Origin of the sequence: Brevibacillus fluminis (assembly GCF_052072235.1) — a bacterium.
In the GTDB taxonomy this organism is placed as follows: Bacteria; Bacillota; Bacilli; order Brevibacillales; family Brevibacillaceae; genus Brevibacillus_D; species Brevibacillus_D fluminis_A.
Window position 1 is genome coordinate 3,191,719 of the sequence record NZ_CM125436.1, and the last position, 21,385, is coordinate 3,213,103.

19 protein-coding genes, 1 tRNA gene, 1 pseudogene and 1 riboswitch are annotated in these 21,385 nt (G+C 50.0%); of the genes and pseudogenes, 7 read left to right on the top strand and 14 right to left on the bottom strand.

The features are described from left to right. Positions 1-142 precede the first annotated feature (142 nt). Together ACTID9_RS15850 and ACTID9_RS15855 are read right to left on the bottom strand one after the other, a co-directional pair. Positions 143-601, bottom strand: a complete 459-nt coding sequence (locus ACTID9_RS15850) for a hypothetical protein (RefSeq protein ID WP_441065451.1) — start codon at positions 599-601, stop codon at positions 143-145. Between the two features lie 2 nt (positions 602-603). Beyond that, positions 604-1,386, bottom strand: a complete 783-nt coding sequence (locus ACTID9_RS15855) for a hypothetical protein (RefSeq protein ID WP_441065453.1) — start codon at positions 1,384-1,386, stop codon at positions 604-606. 203 nt (positions 1,387-1,589) lie between these two features. Between ACTID9_RS15855 and ACTID9_RS15860 the strand changes: the two genes are divergently transcribed. Together ACTID9_RS15860 and ACTID9_RS15865 are read left to right on the top strand one after the other, a co-directional pair. Further along, positions 1,590-2,612 carry a DUF3231 family protein gene (locus ACTID9_RS15860; protein WP_441065455.1) on the top strand — a complete coding sequence of 341 codons (1,023 nt, stop codon included), beginning with the start codon at positions 1,590-1,592 and terminating at the stop codon, positions 2,610-2,612. Positions 2,613-2,707: 95 nt separating this feature from the next. Then, entirely contained in the window at positions 2,708-2,941 is a 234-nt protein-coding gene (locus ACTID9_RS15865) for a hypothetical protein (protein WP_441065456.1), read from the top strand. A gap of 78 nt (positions 2,942-3,019) precedes the next feature. On the opposite strand, the gene ACTID9_RS15870 is transcribed toward ACTID9_RS15865, so the two are convergent. The 8 genes from ACTID9_RS15870 to ACTID9_RS15905 form a co-directional block, all read right to left on the bottom strand. Continuing rightward, positions 3,020-3,979 carry a DMT family transporter gene (locus ACTID9_RS15870; RefSeq protein WP_441065458.1) on the bottom strand — a complete coding sequence of 320 codons (960 nt, stop codon included), beginning with the start codon at positions 3,977-3,979 and terminating at the stop codon, positions 3,020-3,022. Between the two features lie 237 nt (positions 3,980-4,216). Beyond that, complete coding sequence (locus ACTID9_RS15875; protein ID WP_441065460.1) at positions 4,217-5,563, bottom strand: APC family permease; 1,347 nt, start codon at positions 5,561-5,563, stop codon at positions 4,217-4,219. A gap of 120 nt (positions 5,564-5,683) precedes the next feature. Then, the gene (locus ACTID9_RS15880; protein ID WP_441065462.1) at positions 5,684-7,303 is read right to left on the bottom strand and encodes an amidohydrolase; all 1,620 of its coding nucleotides are present in this window, start codon (positions 7,301-7,303) and stop codon (positions 5,684-5,686) included. Positions 7,304-7,337: 34 nt separating this feature from the next. Further along, positions 7,338-8,681 (bottom strand): APC family permease, encoded by a 1,344-nt coding sequence (locus tag ACTID9_RS15885; protein ID WP_441065464.1) that lies wholly within the window; start codon positions 8,679-8,681, stop codon positions 7,338-7,340. A gap of 276 nt (positions 8,682-8,957) precedes the next feature. Beyond that, entirely contained in the window at positions 8,958-9,821 is an 864-nt protein-coding gene (locus tag ACTID9_RS15890) for a MerR family transcriptional regulator (protein ID WP_441065466.1), read from the bottom strand. Positions 9,822-10,022: 201 nt separating this feature from the next. Next, positions 10,023-11,645: an amidohydrolase gene (locus ACTID9_RS15895; RefSeq protein ID WP_441065468.1), complete on the bottom strand. Its 1,623-nt coding sequence runs from the start codon at positions 11,643-11,645 to the stop codon at positions 10,023-10,025. Positions 11,646-11,792: 147 nt separating this feature from the next. Further along, complete coding sequence (locus tag ACTID9_RS15900; RefSeq protein ID WP_441065470.1) at positions 11,793-13,268, bottom strand: protein adenylyltransferase SelO; 1,476 nt, start codon at positions 13,266-13,268, stop codon at positions 11,793-11,795. Between the two features lie 171 nt (positions 13,269-13,439). Next, positions 13,440-13,604: a hypothetical protein gene (locus ACTID9_RS15905; RefSeq protein WP_441065472.1), complete on the bottom strand. Its 165-nt coding sequence runs from the start codon at positions 13,602-13,604 to the stop codon at positions 13,440-13,442. Positions 13,605-13,886: 282 nt separating this feature from the next. On the opposite strand from ACTID9_RS15905, the gene ACTID9_RS15910 reads away from it, so the two are divergent. The 4 genes from ACTID9_RS15910 to ACTID9_RS15925 all read left to right on the top strand — a co-directional run bounded on the left by ACTID9_RS15910 (position 13,887) and on the right by ACTID9_RS15925 (position 15,953). Beyond that, the gene (locus tag ACTID9_RS15910; protein ID WP_441065474.1) at positions 13,887-14,132 is read left to right on the top strand and encodes a DUF1871 family protein; all 246 of its coding nucleotides are present in this window, start codon (positions 13,887-13,889) and stop codon (positions 14,130-14,132) included. Between the two features lie 348 nt (positions 14,133-14,480). Continuing rightward, positions 14,481-14,554: transfer RNA gene (locus ACTID9_RS15915), tRNA-Gly, on the top strand. A 198-nt stretch (positions 14,555-14,752) separates the two neighbouring features. Continuing rightward, complete coding sequence (locus tag ACTID9_RS15920; protein ID WP_441065476.1) at positions 14,753-15,403, top strand: YHYH domain-containing protein; 651 nt, start codon at positions 14,753-14,755, stop codon at positions 15,401-15,403. A gap of 193 nt (positions 15,404-15,596) precedes the next feature. Continuing rightward, positions 15,597-15,953 carry a VOC family protein gene (locus ACTID9_RS15925; RefSeq protein ID WP_441065477.1) on the top strand — a complete coding sequence of 119 codons (357 nt, stop codon included), beginning with the start codon at positions 15,597-15,599 and terminating at the stop codon, positions 15,951-15,953. Between the two features lie 162 nt (positions 15,954-16,115). Here ACTID9_RS15925 and dapA read toward each other — a convergent pair whose 3' ends face one another. From dapA to ACTID9_RS15940, 3 genes are all read right to left on the bottom strand, one after another. After that, positions 16,116-16,994 carry a 4-hydroxy-tetrahydrodipicolinate synthase gene (gene dapA / locus ACTID9_RS15930; RefSeq protein ID WP_441065478.1) on the bottom strand — a complete coding sequence of 293 codons (879 nt, stop codon included), beginning with the start codon at positions 16,992-16,994 and terminating at the stop codon, positions 16,116-16,118. A 125-nt stretch (positions 16,995-17,119) separates the two neighbouring features. Beyond that, positions 17,120-17,299, bottom strand: a riboswitch (Lysine riboswitch). An 88-nt stretch (positions 17,300-17,387) separates the two neighbouring features. Next, a complete protein-coding gene (locus ACTID9_RS15935; RefSeq protein ID WP_441065480.1) occupies positions 17,388-18,575 on the bottom strand; it encodes a PLP-dependent aminotransferase family protein in 1,188 nt (395 codons plus the stop codon). A gap of 80 nt (positions 18,576-18,655) precedes the next feature. Continuing rightward, entirely contained in the window at positions 18,656-19,174 is a 519-nt protein-coding gene (locus ACTID9_RS15940; protein ID WP_441065482.1) for a GNAT family N-acetyltransferase, read from the bottom strand. 109 nt (positions 19,175-19,283) lie between these two features. On the opposite strand from ACTID9_RS15940, the pseudogene ACTID9_RS15945 reads away from it, so the two are divergent. Next, positions 19,284-19,622: pseudogene (locus tag ACTID9_RS15945) on the top strand (cell wall hydrolase); the annotation flags it as partial. Between the two features lie 184 nt (positions 19,623-19,806). Here ACTID9_RS15945 and ACTID9_RS15950 read toward each other — a convergent pair. After that, positions 19,807-21,384, bottom strand: coding sequence for an N-acyl-D-amino-acid deacylase family protein (locus tag ACTID9_RS15950; protein ID WP_441065484.1), 1,578 nt, complete (start codon positions 21,382-21,384; stop codon positions 19,807-19,809). Position 21,385 lies beyond the last annotated feature (1 nt).

The following is a 21,385-nucleotide window of genomic DNA, read 5'->3' on the forward strand; positions in this document are numbered from 1 at the left end:
CGAATATGGCACGGATTCCCGACTTTCGGGTAACGTAAAAACAAACAAGGGCCTGCCAATCATCGGATGGCAGGCTCTTGTTTGCGTCCTGGCTGTACGCATGTTCTGGCATCGCATGATGGAGCGCGCCCGGCCTGGTTTCTCATCTCGTTCGGGCCAAGCCAAGAGCTTTATGGTCCCAGAGTATATCTTCTACAACGGACGCCTGATTGTCCTCACACGTCACGATGAGGATGACATCCCCCTTTTTCCCTTTTTTAAGTTGATGTTGCTTTTTGTTTCGTTTCAAAAGGTAAATGAACCCACTCAGGGAAACTCCGATTACAAAGCCTGAGACTGCACCGACAATTCCCCAGATAATCGGCCCTCCTTGCCAAACGAACCCTTTACTGGCACCAATGGTACCAAACAGAAAGGCAAAAATCATCCCTTTATCGATAAATGACAGTCCATCCGCTCGATGGATGCTATCAAGAAGTCTCGGTTCTTTTTTACGCAAATCAAGCGGTACGGCGTAAATGGCTGTTATTCCCTTTTCCTCAAGTTCTGTAATGGCGATTTCAACAAAGGGTGAATACTCGAATGTGGCAAAAATTTGCATCTTTATTTATCTCCAATTGTGATGAGATGCCCCGCTGGCTGGTACTTTTCGATCAGGAATTGTCGCTGAGCATCATCAAACAGTTTGTTATTTTCCACGGTGTTCGCATAGGCATCATAAATGGTAAAGAAATAATAAGAAGGGAAATAGAGTAACCATTGCTTATCGAGGACCGATGAGGAGGTATCCACATCCCCCAGAATGAGATAGTGTACGGCTAGAATTAGATTTGATTGCCAGACGATTACAATCGTACTGATAAAGATAAAGGTAGCCAAAATAATCCGATTGAGGTACAGTTGGCCAAGGCTGGGGATTCCCATGGACCATACAACCGCGATCCAAGGTTTTCGTTTATCGAGGTAGTTGATCTCTAGCGCTCCGATGCTAAACTCATTAAAGCGTCCTTTCTCCCTTTGTGCCAGAAGATAAATTTTGTTCATATCAACAGCCGTTCGATAACTGTCATAAATCGCAAACAAATAAACGGGGATATAGAGTGACATGAATTTCGGGTCCAATACATCTCTGGCAGCCTGGAATTGACCGTTAAATGTATGCACCATCGCCAAATTTAAGTGGATTTTCTGGTTAATGAACAACTCCCACAGAATCAGAACATATCCACGCAAATATTTATTCAGGAGCAAATGTCCAAAGCCGGGAAACGCCAATGACCAGCATGCGATTGTAATTGGATTACGCTTATGCAGTTGCGTTGTTCCCATTATGCTGACGTGCGCCATGTAACGTCTGTTACGAAATTGATTTCTAAAGTTATCCATAATCTGCCCCTACTTTTTATAAATACCACGCAAGATTAGGGTGTCTTTTTAGCAAAGGGGATATGCATTCAGTGAAATTGCCCGTTCGTTTCACTTTGCCCCGGTCGATAACGTTATTTTCCAGTCGAATCCCGATGTGAATAAGAAATGAAACAACCAGGATACTACATCTTGAAGAGAGCAAAGTGTAGTGGAGGGAGTATATGTCATTTCAGCAACCTCAGGTAAAGCCGGCAAATATCGAATTTAGCTGTACGGAAATCGGGGGACTTTGGGGGAGTTATATCCAGGAAAGCATGGCTGTATGTTTCCTTACCTACCTGCTGCATCATCTTCAGGATGGGCAGATTGTTCCGTTGGCGGAAGAGGCACTGAAGATTTCGCAAGATCGAGTAGAGAAAATCAAGCATTTTTTTCTTGCTGAAAATTTCCCGATACCAACAGGGTTTTCCGACGGTGATGTGAATTTAGCTGCCCCTCCGCTTTTTCACGACACGTTTACCCTCAGTTTCATCTACATGATGAATCGCCTGGAAATGATTAACTTCGCATTTACGGCGTCCAATAACGTTCGACTCGACGTGTTGGATTTTTTCAATGAATGCATACATACATCTACCGAGTTGTTCGGCAAAGCGGTGCGAATGATGCTGGAGAAAGGCATTTATGACCGCCCGCCGAAAATGAACTACCCGACTAAAAACGAGTACGTCCAGAAAACCTCATTCATCGACGGGATCATCGGCACGAAACGACCTCTGAATGCATTGGAGTTATCCGAAATATTCTTCAATATTGAGCGCAACTACTTTTCGGTTATTCTCATGCTCGGGTTTGCACAGGTAATGGAAGATAAACAATTGAAACATGCAATTATCAGAGGCAAAAAAATCAGCGAACAACAGATCGAGCTATTTAACAGTCTGCTGATGCAAGAGGAGCTGCTCGGAACGGTGCCTGTCAGCATGGAAGTGACAGCATCCACTGTTTCTCCCTTTTCCGACAAATTCATCATGTCAATAATCAACGTATTGAACTCGGTAGACATCCTCTTGATCTCACGTGCCCTGTCGCTATCGATGCGAGCTGATCTCACCTCTCACTACGCCAAAATCATCGCGAATGTGATGGCGTACGCCAAAGATACGTTTGATATTATGGTGGAACGAAAATGGCTCGAACAACCGCCGCTTACGACGGATCGAAACCAGCTCTTGAAATCCTAGGAAAATGGCGCAGAAGCAAACAAGGAGGGGTCCATTCTTTTTCTTATTGTCTGTCGGGACAAAGGGTTACGAGAAGCAGAAAGGAGCCGCGCCGCATGGACCATAAATCGTTTTATTTCACCGTCCCCTGGGATGAAGTCCATTATTTGAAAGAAACGCTGTCTACGATGGAGATGCCGTTTTCCATCGAGCAAACAGATGCGATTGTGCTGGAAGAAGGGCAGGTCGCATTCGTGTTTCCTACCGTTTCCGCTCGCCATTATCAGCATCTGCGCGAGCTGTTTGGCGAGGATGGCAAACTTTATCCGGAAGAGACCTCGTCCCGCTGATACGGGCGTCACAGCAAAAAACCAGCAACTCCCCGTTTAACCGGGGGCGCTGGTCTCTCTCCTTATGTGATCTTCTTTCTATAGCGGAACCGTTGTGTTTTTTTCCGCTCTCTTTCGCGACTTGCCGAGGGAAAGGACGATCAGCGTGCCGACAATCCCCAGCGTGCCCAGCCAATCGGCGAGTCCAAACGACACATTCAGCCAAACCACGGATAACACGGCTGCCGAGAGCGGCTCGATACAGGCGATCAGGCTCGTTTCCGAGGCGGTCAAGTATTGCAAGCTCTCCAAATAACAATAAAACGCGATGACGGTGCCGAAAATAATGATGAACAGGAAGGCGAAGAACGACGCGGCCGACCAGTGTCCTGTAAACGCCCACGGCGGATGGACAAAACTGAACCCGATCCCGCCGACAAGCATCCCCCATCCTACAATGATCGTCGAGCCCCACTTATCCAGCAACGCTTGCGGATTCAGCGTGTAAAAAGCCAATGCAAAAGCGGAGCTGATTCCCCAAAAGAGCGCCCATCCGGATACCGACAGGCTGGAGAGACTGCCATGGGTCACCAGTAAAAACGTTCCCGCGATCGCGAGCACAACCGCAAGCAGCTCGCTTCGGGTCGGCAGCCGTTTTGCGCGGATCGCCGCATAGCAGGTGATGAGCACCGGCCCCAAATATTGCAAAACCGTCGCGGTAGCCGCATTGCCGTGTTGGATGGCGGCAAAATAGGTGTACTGGACGGCCAGCATGCCCAAAAGGCCGAACAGCACGAGGCTCGACCGGTCACGCTTGCTTTTCCAGATCGCCCATATCCGCTGTTTTTCTGTGCGATAGCCGACTGTCAATAAAATGACGCCTGCCAGCAACAGGCGGACAACCGTCAGCCACTCCGGACTAAAATTTTGCTCTTGAAACAAATATTGCGCAACCGTGCCGGAAACTCCCCACAGCACGGCCCCTGTTAAAACCAACGACATCCCCATGAAACGCGTGGACCGCATGCTTTCCTTACTCTCCCTTTCAAGCCGACTCATGATGATAGGTGTTCTAGCATTTCACATAGAATGTAATATATCACATTCTATTAAAACGATCACGCGTTTTCTTTGAAAGCAAAAGACTATGAATCTCTGACGAAGATAATTTTCACTTAAAAAAGACCCTCGCGAGAGCCTGCCTTACGTGCTCTCAACGGGGTCACATCCTTCTTGCTAGCATCTGCCCACTACTTTTTCAATCGGTAAAAAAACGGACCTTCGCTCCTCTTTCACTTACTGCGCCTCTTCAATCCCAAGCTCTGGAGGCGGCTGCCTGAACATTTTCGTCAAGTTCAGCAGATACAAAAACCCGATGGTAAGCCAGGCTCCCCCCAAGATGAGCGAGTGAATATCCAGCTTGACCCAAAACAGTCCGGTAAGAGCAGCTCCGATGAGCGGAATGATCAAGTAGCGAATCGTCCCCGACGCCGACCTCTGCTTTTGCCGGATGTAAAAATGGGAGATCACCGACAGGTTTACGAAAGTGAACGCGAATAAGGCGCCGAAATTGATCAGCGATACAGCTGTCGTGAGGCTTAACAGAAGCGAGCTTAACGCGATGCAGCCGATCAACAGGATGTTGTAGACCGGCGTGCGGAACTTCGGCGAAAGATAGCCGAACACCTTGCGGGGAAGCACGCCTTCGCGCCCCATCGCATACAAAATCCGCGAGGCGCTCGCCCCTGATGCTACCGCCGAGGAAAAGCTGGACATGATCCCTTCGGCAAGGATGTAGCTGACCAAAAAGTTGCCGCCGATCTGCATCGCGATTTCCATGTAGGCGGATTCCGGGTCCCGAAACGATTGATAGTCAGGCCAGACGAGCTGCAAAAAATACGAGCCGACCAGGTAGTATGCCCCTGCAATGAGCGTGATCAGATAAATCGCCCGCGGAATTGATTTTTGCGGGTCTTTGGTTTCTTCCGACAACGTCGTCGCCGCATCGAACCCCAGGAACGAAAAGCATAAAAGCGGGATGACGGAAAGGAAATTCGGCATGCTCACATTCGGATCGATAAAGGGATGCAGCGAAAAGAGCGTCCCTGCCCCAAGACCGTTGAGCAAGCCTTTCACCGAAAACGTCACGAACAAGGCGAGCGTTCCGAATTGAAAGAAAAGAAGCGCCGTATTAAATCGGGCGGCAACCGTTACCCCCAGCACATTTACGATGGTGACCGTAACGATGAACGCGATGATCCAGATGTACATGGGAACGGACGGGAAGTACGCCTCCATCGCGATCCCCAAAAGCAGCGCGCTGATCATGGGACTGAACACATAATCCAGCAAAATCGTCCAGCCGACGAGAAAGCCGACATGGGGACTCAGCGATTTTTGCGTAAACGTATAGGCGGCGCCCGCATTCGGAAACGCTTTCACGATTTGCGCATAGCTATAGGCGGTAAACAGCATGACGATCAACGCTACTAGATAGGCGGTCGGAATCATCCCGTTCGTGCTGTGAACGGCCACGCCATAGGTCGAAAACAGCGTTGTCGGCGCCATAAAAGCCAGCCCGAAAAATACAACATATTTTAACGATAGTGAACGTTTAAGCTTTGTTGCCTCTATCTGATTCATCCTCTGTCCCCCCTGTTTTCCAGCACGCCGGTTTCTATCTGCTTCTCTTTTTCGTTCCCATTCAGCAGACGCACATCTGTTCATTGGCACAGACGTGCATCTGCTGATGTCCTCTCGTTTCTATTCCATTTTGGGTACACGCGCACGGTCGTATACGACGTTTCCGTCAAAAACCGTCAGGCACACCTGCACATCGGGGATGTCTTCTGCCGGCACGTCAAACAGATTCCGCTCCAGCACAACGATATCCGCCAGCTTGCCCGCTTCCAACGTGCCAAGCTCGTGCTCGCGAAATGATCCGTACGCCGGACCGGCCGTATACGCTCTCAGCGCTTCGGCAAGCGTGATGCGCTCATGCGGATGCCACACGGTCTTCCCGCTGCTATCGATCCGCGTCACGGCACGATAAATTTGCAGCAGCGGATTCAGGACATCGATGGGAAAATCCGTCCCGAATGCCAGCTTTGCCCCGGCTTGTTGCAGCGTACGAATCGCAAACACATGCTTTTCCCGCTCGTCTCCAATTCGCTCGGTGTATACGCCCCGCTCTGACATCGCAAAATGATCCGGCTGCATCGAGGCAATGACCCCAAGCTCGTGGAAACGCCCGATGTCATCGGGATGAATCACTTCAATGTGCTCCACAGCATGGCGTGAATCCCGTTTGCCGTTTGCCTGCTGTGCTTCCTCATACGCATCGAGCGCAAGGCGAATCGCTCCGTCCCCGATGGCATGGAAACGGATGCTGAAGCCTTCCTTGTCCGCTGCCGCCACCCATTTTTTGATCGTATCGGGCGGAAACGACGTCTCTCCTCGCGTATCCGGTTGATCGGCATACGGTTCGAGCATATATGCCGTGCGCGCGGTGATCACGCCATCGATGAACTGCTTGAGACCTGATACGCGCAGCTTGTCAGAGCGGTAAGCCGCACGCAGTCGCTTGGCTTGTTCAAGATCGTCCAACGCAGGCCACAGGTGAACGCGCGTCGTCAGCTCCCCGTTCTGCTCAAATTGGCTGAACACATCATACGCCTCGATCGTTTTTAAGGCATGCAGGTCATGAACTGCTGTCACGCCCAGGCTCGCAGCATGCGCCAAAAAATTCGCGAAAATCTCGCTTTTTTGTTCATGGGAAAAATCAAAGGCGTGGCGGATCACCAAATGGATCGCTTTTTCATACAAAAGGCCGTTCGGCTCCCCGTTTTCATCTTTGCCGATGATCCCGTACGGCGGGTTTGGCGTATCCCGCGTGATCGACGCGACCGCAAGCGCCTTGGAATTGACCCAGGCGCAATGGCCTTCCGCATGAAACAAAATGGCGGGTCGGTCCGGGAGAATTCGATCCAGCGAGTGGCATGACGGGTTTTGCTGCGTATCCCAGTACCCCGCATCCCACGTAAACCCGATGATCCACGGATGCTCCGGTCGGGATGCCGCGAATGCTTCTACCATCTCCACGGCCTCTGCTTCCGACCGGGCCGCGAACAGGTTGACGCTGCCCAGCGCGACGGCGCCTTGCATGATATGAAGGTGGAAATCATGGAACCCCGGCATGAGCAATTTGTCGTGAAACGCATACGTTTTCGTCTGCTCGCCTGCGTAGCGATTGATCTCCTCTTCCGTGCCGATGGCGATGATTGTATTGCCTGCAATCGCGATGGAAGCAGGTTCGGGTCGGTCGGCAAGACCCGTAAATACGGCATTGCTTGTAAGTATCAGATCAGCTTGCTGCTGACTCATTTGCAATCCATCCTTTCCTATCCCAACAACATGCTCAAGCTTCCTCGACGGCAAGCTGCGGAGGGGGCTGCCGGAACATTTTCGTTACTTTTACCAAATAAATGAAGCCAAGCAAAAGCCACGTACCGCCAAGGATCAGCGAATGGGCGTCCAACTCGATGAAAAACAAGCCGATGAGTGCAGCTCCGATGACAGGCATCACCAAATAGCGAATCGTTCCTGCAAACGACCTCTGTTTCTTCCGGACATAATAGTGCACGATGACCGAAACATTCACAAAGAAGAAGGCGAACAGCGCGCCAAAATTAATCAGCGATACGGCTGTCATCAAATCCAGAAAAAGCGCACCAAGCGTAACAGCGCCAATCAGCAAAAGATTGAAAACCGGAGTATGGTACTTGGGAGACAGATAGCCGAACAGCTTTTTCGGCAAAACGTTCTCCCGCCCCATCGCGTACAAAATTCGCGAAGCGCTTGTACCCGACGCGACAGCGGAGGCAAAGCTTGCCGTAATCCCTACGGCCACAAAGAGGCTCGTAAAAAAGTGGCCGCCGAGATCCATCGCGATTTCCATATACGCCGACGGAGGGTTTTTGAAAGAATGAAAATCCGGATGAATCAGCTGCGCAAAATAGGAACCTGCGATGAACAAAAATCCGCCGATCAATGTGACGAGATAGATCGCCTTCGGCAGCGTCCGATTCGGGTCTTTCGTCTCTTCTGCCAGCGTTGTCACCGCATCAAAGCCTAAAAAGCTGAAACAGAGAATCGGAACAACGGCAAGCAGATTCGACATGCTGACTGCCGGATCATAGAACGGAAGGGGAGAAAACAATGTACCTGCTCCTTTGCCTGCGAGCAGCCCTTTGATCGACAAAACGAAAAACAGCACGAACAGCAAGATTTGCAAGAGCAGCAAATACGTATTGAGCCTAGCCGCGAGCTTGATGCCCAAAATATTCACAACCGTGAACAGCACGACAAAAGAAATGATCCACACCGACATCGGCACAGCTGGAACGTATGCCTTCAACGCGATCCCCATGATGAGCGAACTGATCAACGGGCTGAACAAATAATCGATGATGATCGTCCACCCGACGATAAAACCGAGATGCGGGCTGATCGATTTTTGTGTAAACGTATAAGCGGCGCCCGCATTCGGAAACGCCTTCACCAGTTGAACATAGCTGTAGGCGGTAAACAACATGACGACGAGCGCGATGGCATAAGCCGTCGGCATCATGCCATTCGTGCTGTGCACAGAAACCCCGTATGTCGAGAAAAACGTTTTCGGCGCCATGAACGCCAGCCCGAAAAAGACGACATATTTCAGTGTAAGTGAACGTGTAAGCGTAGGTGCGCCAGTATGTTCCATACATCAATCCTCCTTGTGATCCGTTATTTTTTGTACGTGAAATGACAGATTGTAACCGTTCTCACGATCACGTATCTCATGCTGCCAATACGGCGCAGCGGACGTCCAGCTCGCACAACCACTCCTTTGCCCCTCGTGATGTCAAACTTCTTTCAATCGGTCGAATTATCACTCCATTCTGTTGATGGGTTCATTATAAAGTCTCGTCTAACACCAGAGTAAAGCGCTGTCACGTAAAAAAAGCCCTGAAATGATCAAGGCATTTCGCGGGCTTTTCTACTCGGTATTCGCTTGAATCGGAATCTGGATTTCATAGTACGCTTCATCGGATTGATCCGTCAACGAAACATCGATCTGCATGATTCGCAGGGCGTCGCCGATGATCACATAGCCGTGCTCATCGCAGTAATGGAGCAGTTTTTTTAGCTGGGACAGCATTTTCTCCCTGACGATCCCGCCATAATACGTGCATGCGTACAGCCCTTTTTCGATCGTGTGCGTGGGCTGATTGGACTCCTCCTCTTGCACGAGCAGGAAAATGTGCGATTGGTAGGCGCTCAGGTGATGAGAAAAGTCGGTTGATTGCCGAATTTCATCAAAATACTCCTGCTTGATGAAGTCGCCAAATTTGTTGCTGGCAAACACCGGCAGAACGCCGCTTACTTTGTTTTCAAGCTCCAAAAGTCCGAAATACAGCTTCTCTTTATCCGCCCAGCTCACCGGCTTATCCAGCTGGATGTAGTTCCTTACGTCGAATTGCTTGATGACGATCTCCGCGTCCTTGTAGCTGTTGGTGAACTGCTCGATATTGCCGATTCGCGTTTGCAAAATCGCGTGGATATGCTGCAGATGCCGTATTTTATCCTCCAGATTGTCCAACGATTTTTGCAGGATCTGAACCGATTTTTTGACATTGCGATCGGTGAGAAACTGCTTGATTTCCTCCAATGAAAAACCGATTTCCCGCAATTCCTTGATCGTTCCCAACACTTCGTACTGAGAAATGGAGTAGTAACGATAGCCTGACCCGGGATCGATCTGATACGGCTTCAGCAACCCGATCTTATCGTAGTGCCGCAGCGTGTCCACCGTTACATTCCGCAGCTTCGCCATTTCACCTATACTTAACCTCGTGTGCATGGTATGTTCTCCTTCTCGCCAGCCTCTGTATCGAACATAACACGTCCATGACGATTTCTCCACTGGCCCACCCCATCAATCGTGAAAATAGACAACAGATAGCCGAAAAGCGGCTATCTGTTGTGATAAATGATACGGGCGAAAGAGGGATGGAAATTTCCGTTACAGAACGCTAGCAAGGTTACAAGGGAGTCGGCAACGTCATCCTTCCGTCCCTTTTTCAAATACCACCTTGCCATCAACGAGCGTTAGCAGCACGTTTGTCTCCGGTATCGCCTCTGCCGGAAGCGCAAACAGATTTTGTTCCAGGACAATCAGATCGGCCAGCTTGCCCACTTCCAATGTACCGAGTTCGTGCTCGCGGAACGAACCGAAGGCGGGCCCTGCCGTGTAGGCTTTCAATGCATCAGCGAGCGTAATGCACTGCTCCGGGTTCCAAACCGCTTCCCCTCCGTTGTCAAAGCGCGTGACCGCGCGATAAATCTGCTGAAGCGGATTCAAACCGTCAATTGGGCAATCGGTTCCGAATGCCAGTGTCGCACCGGCACGCTGCAGCGAATGCGTGGAGAACACATACGGTTCCCGCTCCATCCCGATCCGCTCGGTATAAACGCCTCTCTCCGACATTCCCATATGGTTCGGCTGCATCGATGCCGTCACCCCCAGCTTTTGAAAACGGTGAATATCGTCCGGGTGAATCACCTCGATATGCTCGATGGAATGCCGTGAATCGCGCACACCGTTCGCCTTTTGCGCGGCTTCATACGCATCCAGGGCCAGGCGGATCGCCCCGTCGCCAATCGCGTGAAACCGAATGCTGAATCCTTCCTTGTCCGCCTCCACGACCCATTCTTTTATCGTTTCTTCGGGAAAAGAGGGTTCGCCACGCCAATCCGGCTGATCGGCATACGGTTCGAGCATATAGGCGGTGCGGGCGGTCACAACGCCATCGATGAATTGCTTCAGACCGGACAGCCGAAGCTTGTCCGATTGATACTTCTCCCGCACTTGTTTCGGATAGTCGAGATTGCCGTTTAAAGCGGGCCACACATGAATGCGGATGGTCAACTCCCCGCTGTCTTCGAATTCTTTGTACAGCTCGTAATCGTACAGCATCTCCATGGATTCCGTCGCAAACAAGTCATGGACGGACGTGATGCCGAGGCTCGCTGCATACGAAAGGAAGCTTGTGAAAAGCTCTCTTTTTTGTTCCTTTGTAAAATCATAGGCGTGTCGAATCACCGCATCCATCGCTTTTTCGTACAAAATCCCATCCGGCTCCCCGTTCTCGTCCTTGCCGATGATCCCGTACGGGGGATTTGGGGTATCCCGATGAATGCCCGCGATCTCCAACGCTTTCGAATTCACCCAGACGTAATGCCCCTCGGCATGGAAGAGAAGCGCAGGACGATCGGGCAAAATGCGGTCCAATGCGGTACGATCCGGCAGTTGCTGCGAATCCCAGTACCCTGAATCCCATGACGAGCCGACGATCCAGGCAGCGTCTGGATGCGATTCGGCATAGTCTCGCACGATTTCGAGCGCTTCTTCGAGAGACGATGCCGAAAACAGATTCGCCGTCGTCATCGAAACGGCCCCATCCATCAGATGAAGATGAAAATCATGAAACCCTGGCATGATCAATTGATCGGTAAACGTGTACATTTTTGTTGCGTCACCTGCATACGCTTTCATTTCCTCCGCAGTACCGATTGCGATGATTTTGTTGGCTGCAATCGCAATGCTTGCAGGCCGAGGCCGATCCGACAATCCGGTGAAGACGTTGTTGCTCGACAGGATCACATCCGCTATTTGTTGACTCATCTGTCTTTCCTTCCTTTCATGGACCAATCGTACATGAAGCCATTATAAAGTCTCGCCTTACACCAGAGTAAACGTCTGTATGCAAAAAAAGCCTTAAAATGGAATGCCATTTCAAAGCTTTTTTACGATAACTTCCTCTATGCTCGCTTATGTGCCGCAAAACGTTTGATACGGTCGTGTTGTATCTGCGGGCGGTGCGGCGTAGTCATCCTGCTCGGCGGAATACGCAAACGGATTTGCCAATACAGCGAGCAGCCGTTCCATCACGCTTGTATCCGCTTCCCTGACCGCCGCTTCCAGCGCTTCCTCAACCCGGTGGTTGCGCGGGATGACCGCCGGATTGCTCTTGCGCATCCGTTCCCGCGAGGCGGCTTTTGCTTCCGGCTGCCTGCCTACTCTCGCCTGCCATTGCTCCAGCCATTGCGCAAACTCCTCCGTGCCGAACAGTGCCGTATCCTCCGGCTTGTCGAGCGTCAAGGCGCGAAACGTATTCGTGTAGTCTGCACGATGCTTTTCCATCATCCCGAGCAAGCTTTCTATCAACGATTGATCCTGATCTTCTTCGTTACAGATTCCCAGCTTTGCCCGCATGCCCGAAAGCCAATGCCGGTTATACAGTTGCGAGAACGAGGCAATCTCGGCTTCCGCCAGTTTGATGGCCTGTTCCTTGTCGTCATGCAAGAGCGGCAAGAGCGTTTCGGCAAATCTGGCGAGATTCCACGCAGCAATATACGGCTGATTGCCGTAGGCGTAACGCCCTTGAACGTCGATGGAGCTGAACACCGTCGCCGGATCGAACACATCCATAAAGGCGCACGGACCATAATCGATCGTTTCTCCGCTGATCGCCATATTGTCGGTATTCATCACGCCGTGGATAAAGCCGACCAGCTGCCATTTCGCAATCAAGGCAGCCTGCCGCCCGATCACTTGCTGCAGCAAGGACAGATACCGGTTTTCCTCATCTTTTGCATGTGGATAATGCCGTTCAATCGCGTAATCTGCCAGGGCGCGCAAATCATCAACATTCCCTCGCGCCGCAGCGTACTGAAACGTACCGACCCGCAGATGGCTCGCCGCAACACGGGTCAGCACGGCACCGGGCAGCATCTCTTCACGGATGATGGACTCGCCGGTCGTCGCCACCGCAAGACTGCGCGTCGTGGGAATGCCGAGCGCATGCATCGCTTCGCTGATGATATATTCGCGCAGCATCGGCCCGAGCGCCGCGCGCCCATCGCCTCTGCGGGAGTAAGGCGTTCTGCCTGAACCTTTCAGCTGAATGTCAAACCGCTCGCCCTGCGGCGTAATCTGTTCACCGAGCAGCAGGGCGCGCCCGTCACCCAACATGGTAAAATGCCCGAACTGATGACCCGCATACGCTTGCGCCAGCGGAAAAGCGCCTTCCGGGATCTGGTTGCCCGCAAACACAGCCGCTCCTTCCTCGCTGTTCAGCGCCGTTGCATTCAACCCCAGCGATGCTGCCAGTTTTTCGTTCAAAACAATCAATTTCGGAGCCTGTACTGCGGTCGGGTTCGTCCTGGAATAAAACGCCTCCGGAAGGCGTGCATAGCTGTTGTCGAAATTCCATCCTGCTTCATTCATATGGGGTTTCTCGGTCATTGTCTCTCCTTCAAGCATGCGTCTTCGTCGGATCTGCGCTTCGTGTCTATCGCCACAATTAATGTTTACTTCTGCCAATTTATTATACCCGTAAAGCAGTTGAACGGGTAGCACGTAAAAATCGCTGACCTTCTTCGATCAGCGATTTTTTGTGGACGGGGAATTTTATCCTTACATATAACGTAACGCATTCCATACCATGAACCCAAGAGCTAGCGCCATTGCGATAAAGGCGCTTCCGAGCCAGATGACTGCTTTCTTTCTCGCAATAATGCCGATGAGAAGCATGACAAACCCCAAACCAAAAACAAGCATGATTACCGTTGTGACGGCCATTCGCCTTCCCTCCTTTTTTTGAAGATAGCCAAATAGGAAATGAACATCAGCCCGGCTTTGCTTAGTACACAATGTGGTAAAAGAAACTATTTTTATCTCTTAGCGTATATACAATTAAATAACTATCGCGAGTGTTTTCTGGAGTCACCGTTACCCAAGCTGAAAGTGGCTGCTTTGTCTATATTAATATAAACGACAGTACCCAAAATAACGATTTCATCGGCTTCTTGAAGGTTGAGGACATTACTGAAAAATGATGAAAAATCGCACTGAGGTGAACATATGCAGTTTGAAAAAATCAAACTTGTGATTGATAAATGGGACCCACTCAGGTTACTCGCAAGTGAAGCCCCGCCAGATGAGTATGATTTAGAAAGTCGAGCTATATTCCAGGCAGCTAATACAATTACCTCCCCGGAAGAGTTGGCCGTTTTAATCCAGCAAGTTTTCATCCGTTTTTTTGGTGAATCTATAAGCCCTTCCTACGATTCTTGCCTGCTTGCTGCTCAGAAAATATTGGATAATTAGAAATATAGGGGGAATCCATGAGTAAAGCATTAAAGTAACGGTACAAGGAGGATTTGGTGCACGTCCGATCGCTAATGAACGGCTGGGATCCAAAGGGTTATATTCAGCTTGGTGCACCTGATGATGAATATGCCCCCTACTCTGCTAGCGTCGTTGGCTTACTCCATTCTTCAAAAGGCAGCACTAAGCAGAACGAAGCACTACTAGCTTATTTAACCGATCTGATAGATTGCCTTTTGTTAAAGTTAATGAACCCTACTGCAGTTCATCCTGTTCGTTTATAAAACTACAAAATGGAAAAAAACGCATTGACACCACCCTTACCAGCGCTTAAAATATTACTTACACGCGGGTGTAGTTCAATGGTAGAACTCTAGCTTCCCAAGCTAGTAGCGTGGGTTCGATTCCCATCACCCGCTCCATAAATAAGAGCGCAAAACCTTGAGAAATCAAGGTTTTTTTGTTTTGTTACAATGGTTTCGTTCCGCTCGTACTGTGATCTTGGTATTTCGATCAACGAGCTTACATAACATGTTCGAGTATCCATTTTCATTTTGACGGTTACAACACGCGAAGCTTTTGGTATCATTTTCAAATATTCAAGAAAAAAGGAGATACCGATGAAAAAAACACTGTGCACGTTATTCCTTATCCTGTCTGTCATTTTGCCTTTCAATGTAATCGAGGCGCATCCGGGCAGAACCGATGCCAATGGCGGTCACACATGCAGGACGAACTGTGAAAAATGGGGCTTACAGTATGGAGAGTACCACTATCATAATGGCGGCAAGTCCTCAAGCGGTTCGTCCTCCAGCCACTCTAGCGGATCTGGCAAGCCTTCATCCAATTCCAATCCACAGTCGAAGCAAACAGCTGCCCCTGTCGTTCAAAAAAAGACAATCGTAGCTGTAGATAAGGGCTACGTCTTTTCCAGTCCGTACGATTCGAACGCAGTCACTTCACTTTGGTATGGCTATGAAATCAAGGATTTAGGCAGCGGGTATGAAGGCTATGTTTTCATTGAGCAAGGCTACATTTCCAAATCACTGTTGGCCCAATACGATGTAATCAAACCAAAAACAGTGAAAGTTCAAGCTGATAAAGGTTACTTCTTTTCAACACCATCCGCTTCAAGCTTGACTCGCGGATATGCCGGTAATGGCGCTGCGGTAACCGTCGTTGGTGAGGGCAATGGTTTTTATTATGGCTCTACCAAAGACGCAAATGGAAATGCGCTGGTTGGTTTCATCTCCAAAACGGTAGCTTATTAATCGATTCATCCCATCAATCCGTAATGGCCATACGTGCCGTTATGGATTTTTTTGCCGAAAAAAGCCCCTCCCCCCGTCCTGATCTGCTCCTTTCCCGCACCACTACCTACATTCTTTACAATTCGTTGCACAGGATTATCCCTATCATTCTCGAACATCTATCTCATTCACACATCTCCCGTAGGAGGATTTTATGTCACATCCCATCCTAAATGCAGTTGGTGCTGTTTTTATCCCCGTCAGTAATATTGAGCGAGCCCGCGATTGGTACAGCGATCTTCTCAACGTGCCGGTAGCGGGGGAAATCCTGTTTGGGCACATTTATTGCCTGCCCATGCAGGGAAGCACAACTGTCGTGCTGGACAGCAAAATTTATGACCCTGCTTCTGTGCGCAATACCCCTTTGTTCCATTTCAATACGGATGATATTCACGCTTCGTTCCAATTGCTTAAAGAAAAGGGCATCGAGCTGGTGAGCGGCATCGAGAACGGCCATTGGTTTACGTTTCAGGACCCGGATGGAAATGTTCTGATGGTATGCAAATGTTAGAGAAAACCTGGCTACGCCGAGCTTTTGGCTTAAGCCGCGGTTGCCCTTGTACAGATAAGCATTTTATCAATTCTTGTCTGTATGAAAAAAAGCGGACCCGCAAGCAAGCAGGAGTCCGCTTTTTTGGGCACCATCTCAAGTTAGGCGGTGCCTCTTTCTGTGTCACAATGATCCAAGCTGCTGCAGCACGCTTTGTAACGCGTTTGTTTCTTCAACGGTTAGCGGAACCATTGGAAGGCGGACGCCGCCGACGTTGATTCCTTTCAGATTCAGAGCTGCTTTCACCGGTGACGGGCTTGGGGCAGCAAATAATGCTTTCATGATCGGAAGCAGTTTGCGATGGGCCGCAGCTGCCTCTTGCATCTTTCCGTTTTTAAAGAGGTTGATCATTTCCTGCATCTCATTGCCAATGATATGGGAGGCAACGGAAACAACTCCTGCACCGCCGATGCTTAAGACAGGCAATGTTAAGCTATCATCACCGCTGTATAAAGTGAAATCGCTTGGTGTCTGGCTGATCACTTCTGCCATGGCATCCAAATTGCCGTTTGCTTCTTTTATCGCGACAATATTCGGAATCCGGGACAGGCGAACAATCGTCTCAACGGACATATTCACCACGCTGCGCCCAGGGATATTATAAAGCATCACCGGTAATGAGGTTGACTCGGCAACTGCTTTAAAGTGCTGATACATCCCTTCTTGGGAAGGCTTGTTGTAGTATGGGGCCACGAGCATAATGCCATCAACACCAATTGCTTCAGCCTGTTTTGTTACACTGATGGAAGCCCTGGTATTATTCGAGCCTGTTCCGGCAATAACAGGTACTCTGCCGCCTACCACGTCTACTACAAGTTTAAACAACTCTACCTTTTCCTCTGTTGATAAGGTTGGAGATTCACCTGTTGTACCTGCGACGACCAATCCATCTGTGCCATTCTCCAGTAAATCATTGACTAACGTTCTCGTCGCGTCAAAATCAACATCGCCATTTTGATCAAACGGTGTAACCATAGCGGTTAAAACTTGGCCAAAATACATGTTCCTCACCCTTACCATTATTTTAAATAAATTAGAGGTGACCAAGGGCCTTCCAAGTCAACGCAAAAAAGCAGCAGCGACGGCTCGCTGCTGCAGTAGAAACATAAACCAAATCAAGTTTCCGTGCGTGAGATAGCCCTCCATATAGTTTCCTATATGACAGTTCTGTATTTGTTCAATAGCAGAACCAGCCCTAAGACGAATGAGAATCTTAAAGCTTCGGCAAATTCCCCTTTCCACAATCATCCCAGGACCTCATTATCCTCCAACTGCGTACTAATGGTCTTTGCGCCTCTATCCTCACTTCAAAAGGTTTGAAGTAAGAAAATATTTAATTAGCATTAAATATATCAGATATGTGCTACTATTTCAAGGGGGGAAATTTTTACGCCTTTATACCAGACGGATGAGTTCCCCCAGTTTTTGAATGCCCTCAACCATCCGCTCCGGTTCTTCATAGCTGAATGAAAGCCGCAAATAGTCCTTTCCTTCACTGGGGTGTAAGAAAAAGTGTTTTCCAGGGACAAAAGACACACCCTCACGCAGCGATTTCTCCAGCAGCAGTGAAGTATCGACGTTGGGGACATGCAGCCAGACAAAGTAACCGCCGTCCGGGATCGTCCACTTGACCCATTCCGGCATGAATTGTTCAAGCGCAGCTACGAGTACATCGCGTCTGGAACGATACGCATTGCGTAACTGCATGATGTGCTGCTCAAGATTGATGTGCTGCAAGTAGGTTCCCATCGTCGCTTGCGCAAACGGATGATCCAAATCCTTTTTAACCCAATTACATGCAAAGACCAGCTCGTGAGCACCGGCAATCCAGCCAATGCGCATTCCGGGTGCTACCACTTTCGAGAGGGAGCCAACGTGCAAAACGCGTTGTTCCGGATCGGTAGCTTTGAGCGGAATGGGTTTTTCGGAAAAGGACAATTCTCCATATGCGTCGTCCTCCACGATCAGAAAGTCAAACGCTGAGGCAAGCTGCAGCAAGCGATGCCGCCGTTCAGGGTTCATCGTAACTCCAGACGGATTATGAAAGGAGGGGATGGTGTACAGAAAGCGCGGCATCGGTAACCGGTCTTGCTTTCGTTTCAGCAGCAGTGTCTCCAAAACGTCGACCTTTAACCCGTGTTCGTCGATCGGTACACTGATTATTTGATTGGTGTAGTTTTGAAAAGTTTCCAGCGCCTCCATATACGTAGGCGCCTCCATCGCCACAACGGCTGTTTGATCGAGAAGCGTCCTGGCGATCAAGTCGAGGGCTTGGCTGCTGCCTGACGTAACAAGGAGTTCAGCATCCTTCACCACAATCCCCCTCACCGCTAGTCGACTCCGGATCTTCTCTTTCAGCACTCCGGTTTGAGCGCTTCCGAGATAGTGCAGAGGCAAATCATGCTCCTTGTCTATCAGCGTGTTTACCGCACATTTGATTTCAACGTAGGGCACAAGTGAAGATGCAGGGTAGCCCCTATGTAAACAAATGCAGTCGGCGGGGGTTTTGGGCACCCAAGCCCCCGGAGGGTCATTTGCCAGAGCCGCTTTCATGCTTGTTGGAAAGAAGCGATTGTAGTTCACCTTCATCTGCTCCTTTTAGGAATAAAGTAGCTTATTCGCTGGAACGTGTTCGATCTATTTTTAATCAGGTCATCTCTACTTTAAGATTCTCCCGACTTCAAATAAAAATAGATCAATCCATCTCTTGCTTCTCGCTCCCTCATGAATCCCATTTTCGTCAATAATTTTTGTGATCTTTCATTCCCGGGATCAACCGTTGCATCGATCATCGTGAGCCCCATTTTGAAAAATCCGAACTCCGTTACTGCTTTCATTGCTTCATACATGAATCCTTTGCCCCAGTGCTCTTTAGACAGATCAAATCCCACCTCTGCGATAAACGCTTCACTGGTTCGCCTTAAACAGTGGAATCCGCAAGTGCCCATGAATTTATTCGTGTCTTTCTCAAACAGCCCCCATCGACAGCCTGAATCCAGAAGATGAAACCGAATCATTTCTTCAGCCTCTATAATATTTTGGCATGGTTCGATATCCATAAACCTTGTTACTTCTTCATCCGAGAAATGTTTATATACTGCTTCCGTGTCTTGAAAGGTTACGATCCTGAGGTTCACTCGCTCTGTTTCTAATGAAGGATAATCAAATTTTGGAATGGACACCAACCATACCTCACATTTCTAATAGTATGCAAAAATAGTTCTCCCCTTCGGCCATTGAATCCTTGTTCTTCCGGGAATCATCTCTGATCCAATGAACACTTCTGACAAGGTGGGAATTAACCGAATACGAGCGAACTGCTCCGATTTTAAAGGGCTCCGGACCATTCCTCAGATGATCAACCAGCCGCACGCGTTTGAAGCGCTTCAACATGGGATGTTCTACCAAAGATCAAGAGAGAGAGAACGCCGTCTGGCGCAGCGGGCTGTGAATGGGGAACGGCATTGGCCGGCCAAATTCTCCCTCTGGTATTTTCGTCCGGGAACGGCACAAAATCCACTGCCATGCCCGCCGACCTGGTATAATCAGCCACACGTCGGACGATACAGGCTACATTGCTTTTATGAGCCGACAGCGAGAGAATGTGAAAATGTCTATAATGTTTTTTAATCGTAACTAAAACGGCTTAGCGAACCTTTCTGTTTTCTTAGCCGGGAGTATCTGTTCGCCGAAAAAACCGACGGCCTGTTCGGAAGGAATAGCGGCAGTCAGGACGAGAACCAAAGTCCATGACTGTCGCTATGCCTGTCATTGGCTCAATCAATTTGCCAGAATGGTTCGTTGAAATCAAACACTACCTTCTCACTACCATTCCCGCCGTCACGCCGGTATAGACGCCGTCCCGAACAGCAAGCTGACCATTCACCAGCACGTGCGAGATGCCGACAGGCGTTTGCAGCGGATCATCATAGGTTGCACGATCGGCGATCTTGGCAGGATCGAACACGACGATGTCTGCCCAGTTGCCTTCCCGAATCAACCCCCGGTCTTTGAGTCGCATGAATTGTGCAGGGGCGCTCGTCATTCTCCGCACGGCTTCCCAGATTGGAAAGGCGTTCTGCTCGCGCGCATAGCGGCCAGCCACACGGGGAAAGGAGCCGTACAGCCGCGGGTGCGGCTTGCCGCCGAACACGCCGTCCGACCCGACCATTTGCAGCGGGTGCGTCATCGCTTGCAAAATGTCTTCCTCTACGCCCCAATGAATGACCATGGTTACGGCTGCTTTTTCTTCGAGAAGCAAGTCGAGCGCGGCGTCCGCTGGATCGATGCCGCGAAGCTCGCCGATTTCACGCACGCTTTTCCCCTCCAGATGCTTGTTCGCTTCAGACGCAACCGAGGCGATGACGATGTTGCCCCATCCGTTGTTGCGTACGGTGTTGTCGTACTCGCCATTTGTCAGCATTTCGTGCTTGAGAGCCGGGCGAAGCGTATGATCTTGCAGCCGCGCCAGCATTTCTTCCGTACCGCCATCGTGCATCCAGGGGGGCAAAATCGCGGAAAATACGGTGGAAGCAGCCGTGTACGGATATTGGTCAAAGGTGATTTCGATGCCTTCCGCGCGCCCATCGTCCAACAGCTGCAAGGCTCGCTGCCATTTGTCCCGGTTGATGCTGCCACACACCTTGAAATGCGAAACGTGCAGGCGCACCCCGGAGTGGCGAGCTGCATCGATCACCTCTGCAAGCGCTTCCAAGGAAAGGTTGCTTTCATTGCGGATATGTACGACAAACGAACCGTCATATTTGGCGGACGCTTCGCAAATTGCGATCAGCTCGGCTTTGTTCGCAAAAACACAAGGCGGATATTGGATGCCGGAGGAGACACCGATCGCCCCTTGCCGCATCCCTTCTTCGACCAGACGGCGCATTTCTTCGATCTCCTGCGCTGTCGCCTCCCGTCCGTCGAAGCCCATCGCAATCGTACGGACATTGCCATGCGGCACCAGATAAGCCGCATTCCCGGCGAGCTTGGCCTGCTCGAGAAACCGCAAATAATCGTCCACCGACTCCCAGGGCCAGTCGCCGAAATCACCGTTCAAGCCTTTCAGCTGCTTTTGCCACAAGGGCTTGGTCGCTTCGGTGACAGGCGCCACCGAGATGCCGTCTTGCCCGAACAGTTCGGTGGTGACGCCTTGCAGCACTTTGATGTGATGAACATCCGGCCTGGTACACCATAAATCAGAGTGGACATGCGGATCGATAAACCCCGGAGAGACAACCTTGCCCGCTGCATCAATCGCGAGCGCAGCAGCACTCCCCTGCAGCTTTCCTACTTTTTCGATTTTTCCGTCTTTTACCGCCACATCCAGCTTTGTCCACGGATTGCCCGTTCCATCGCACAGCAAGCCGTTTTGGATCAACACATCGTACATG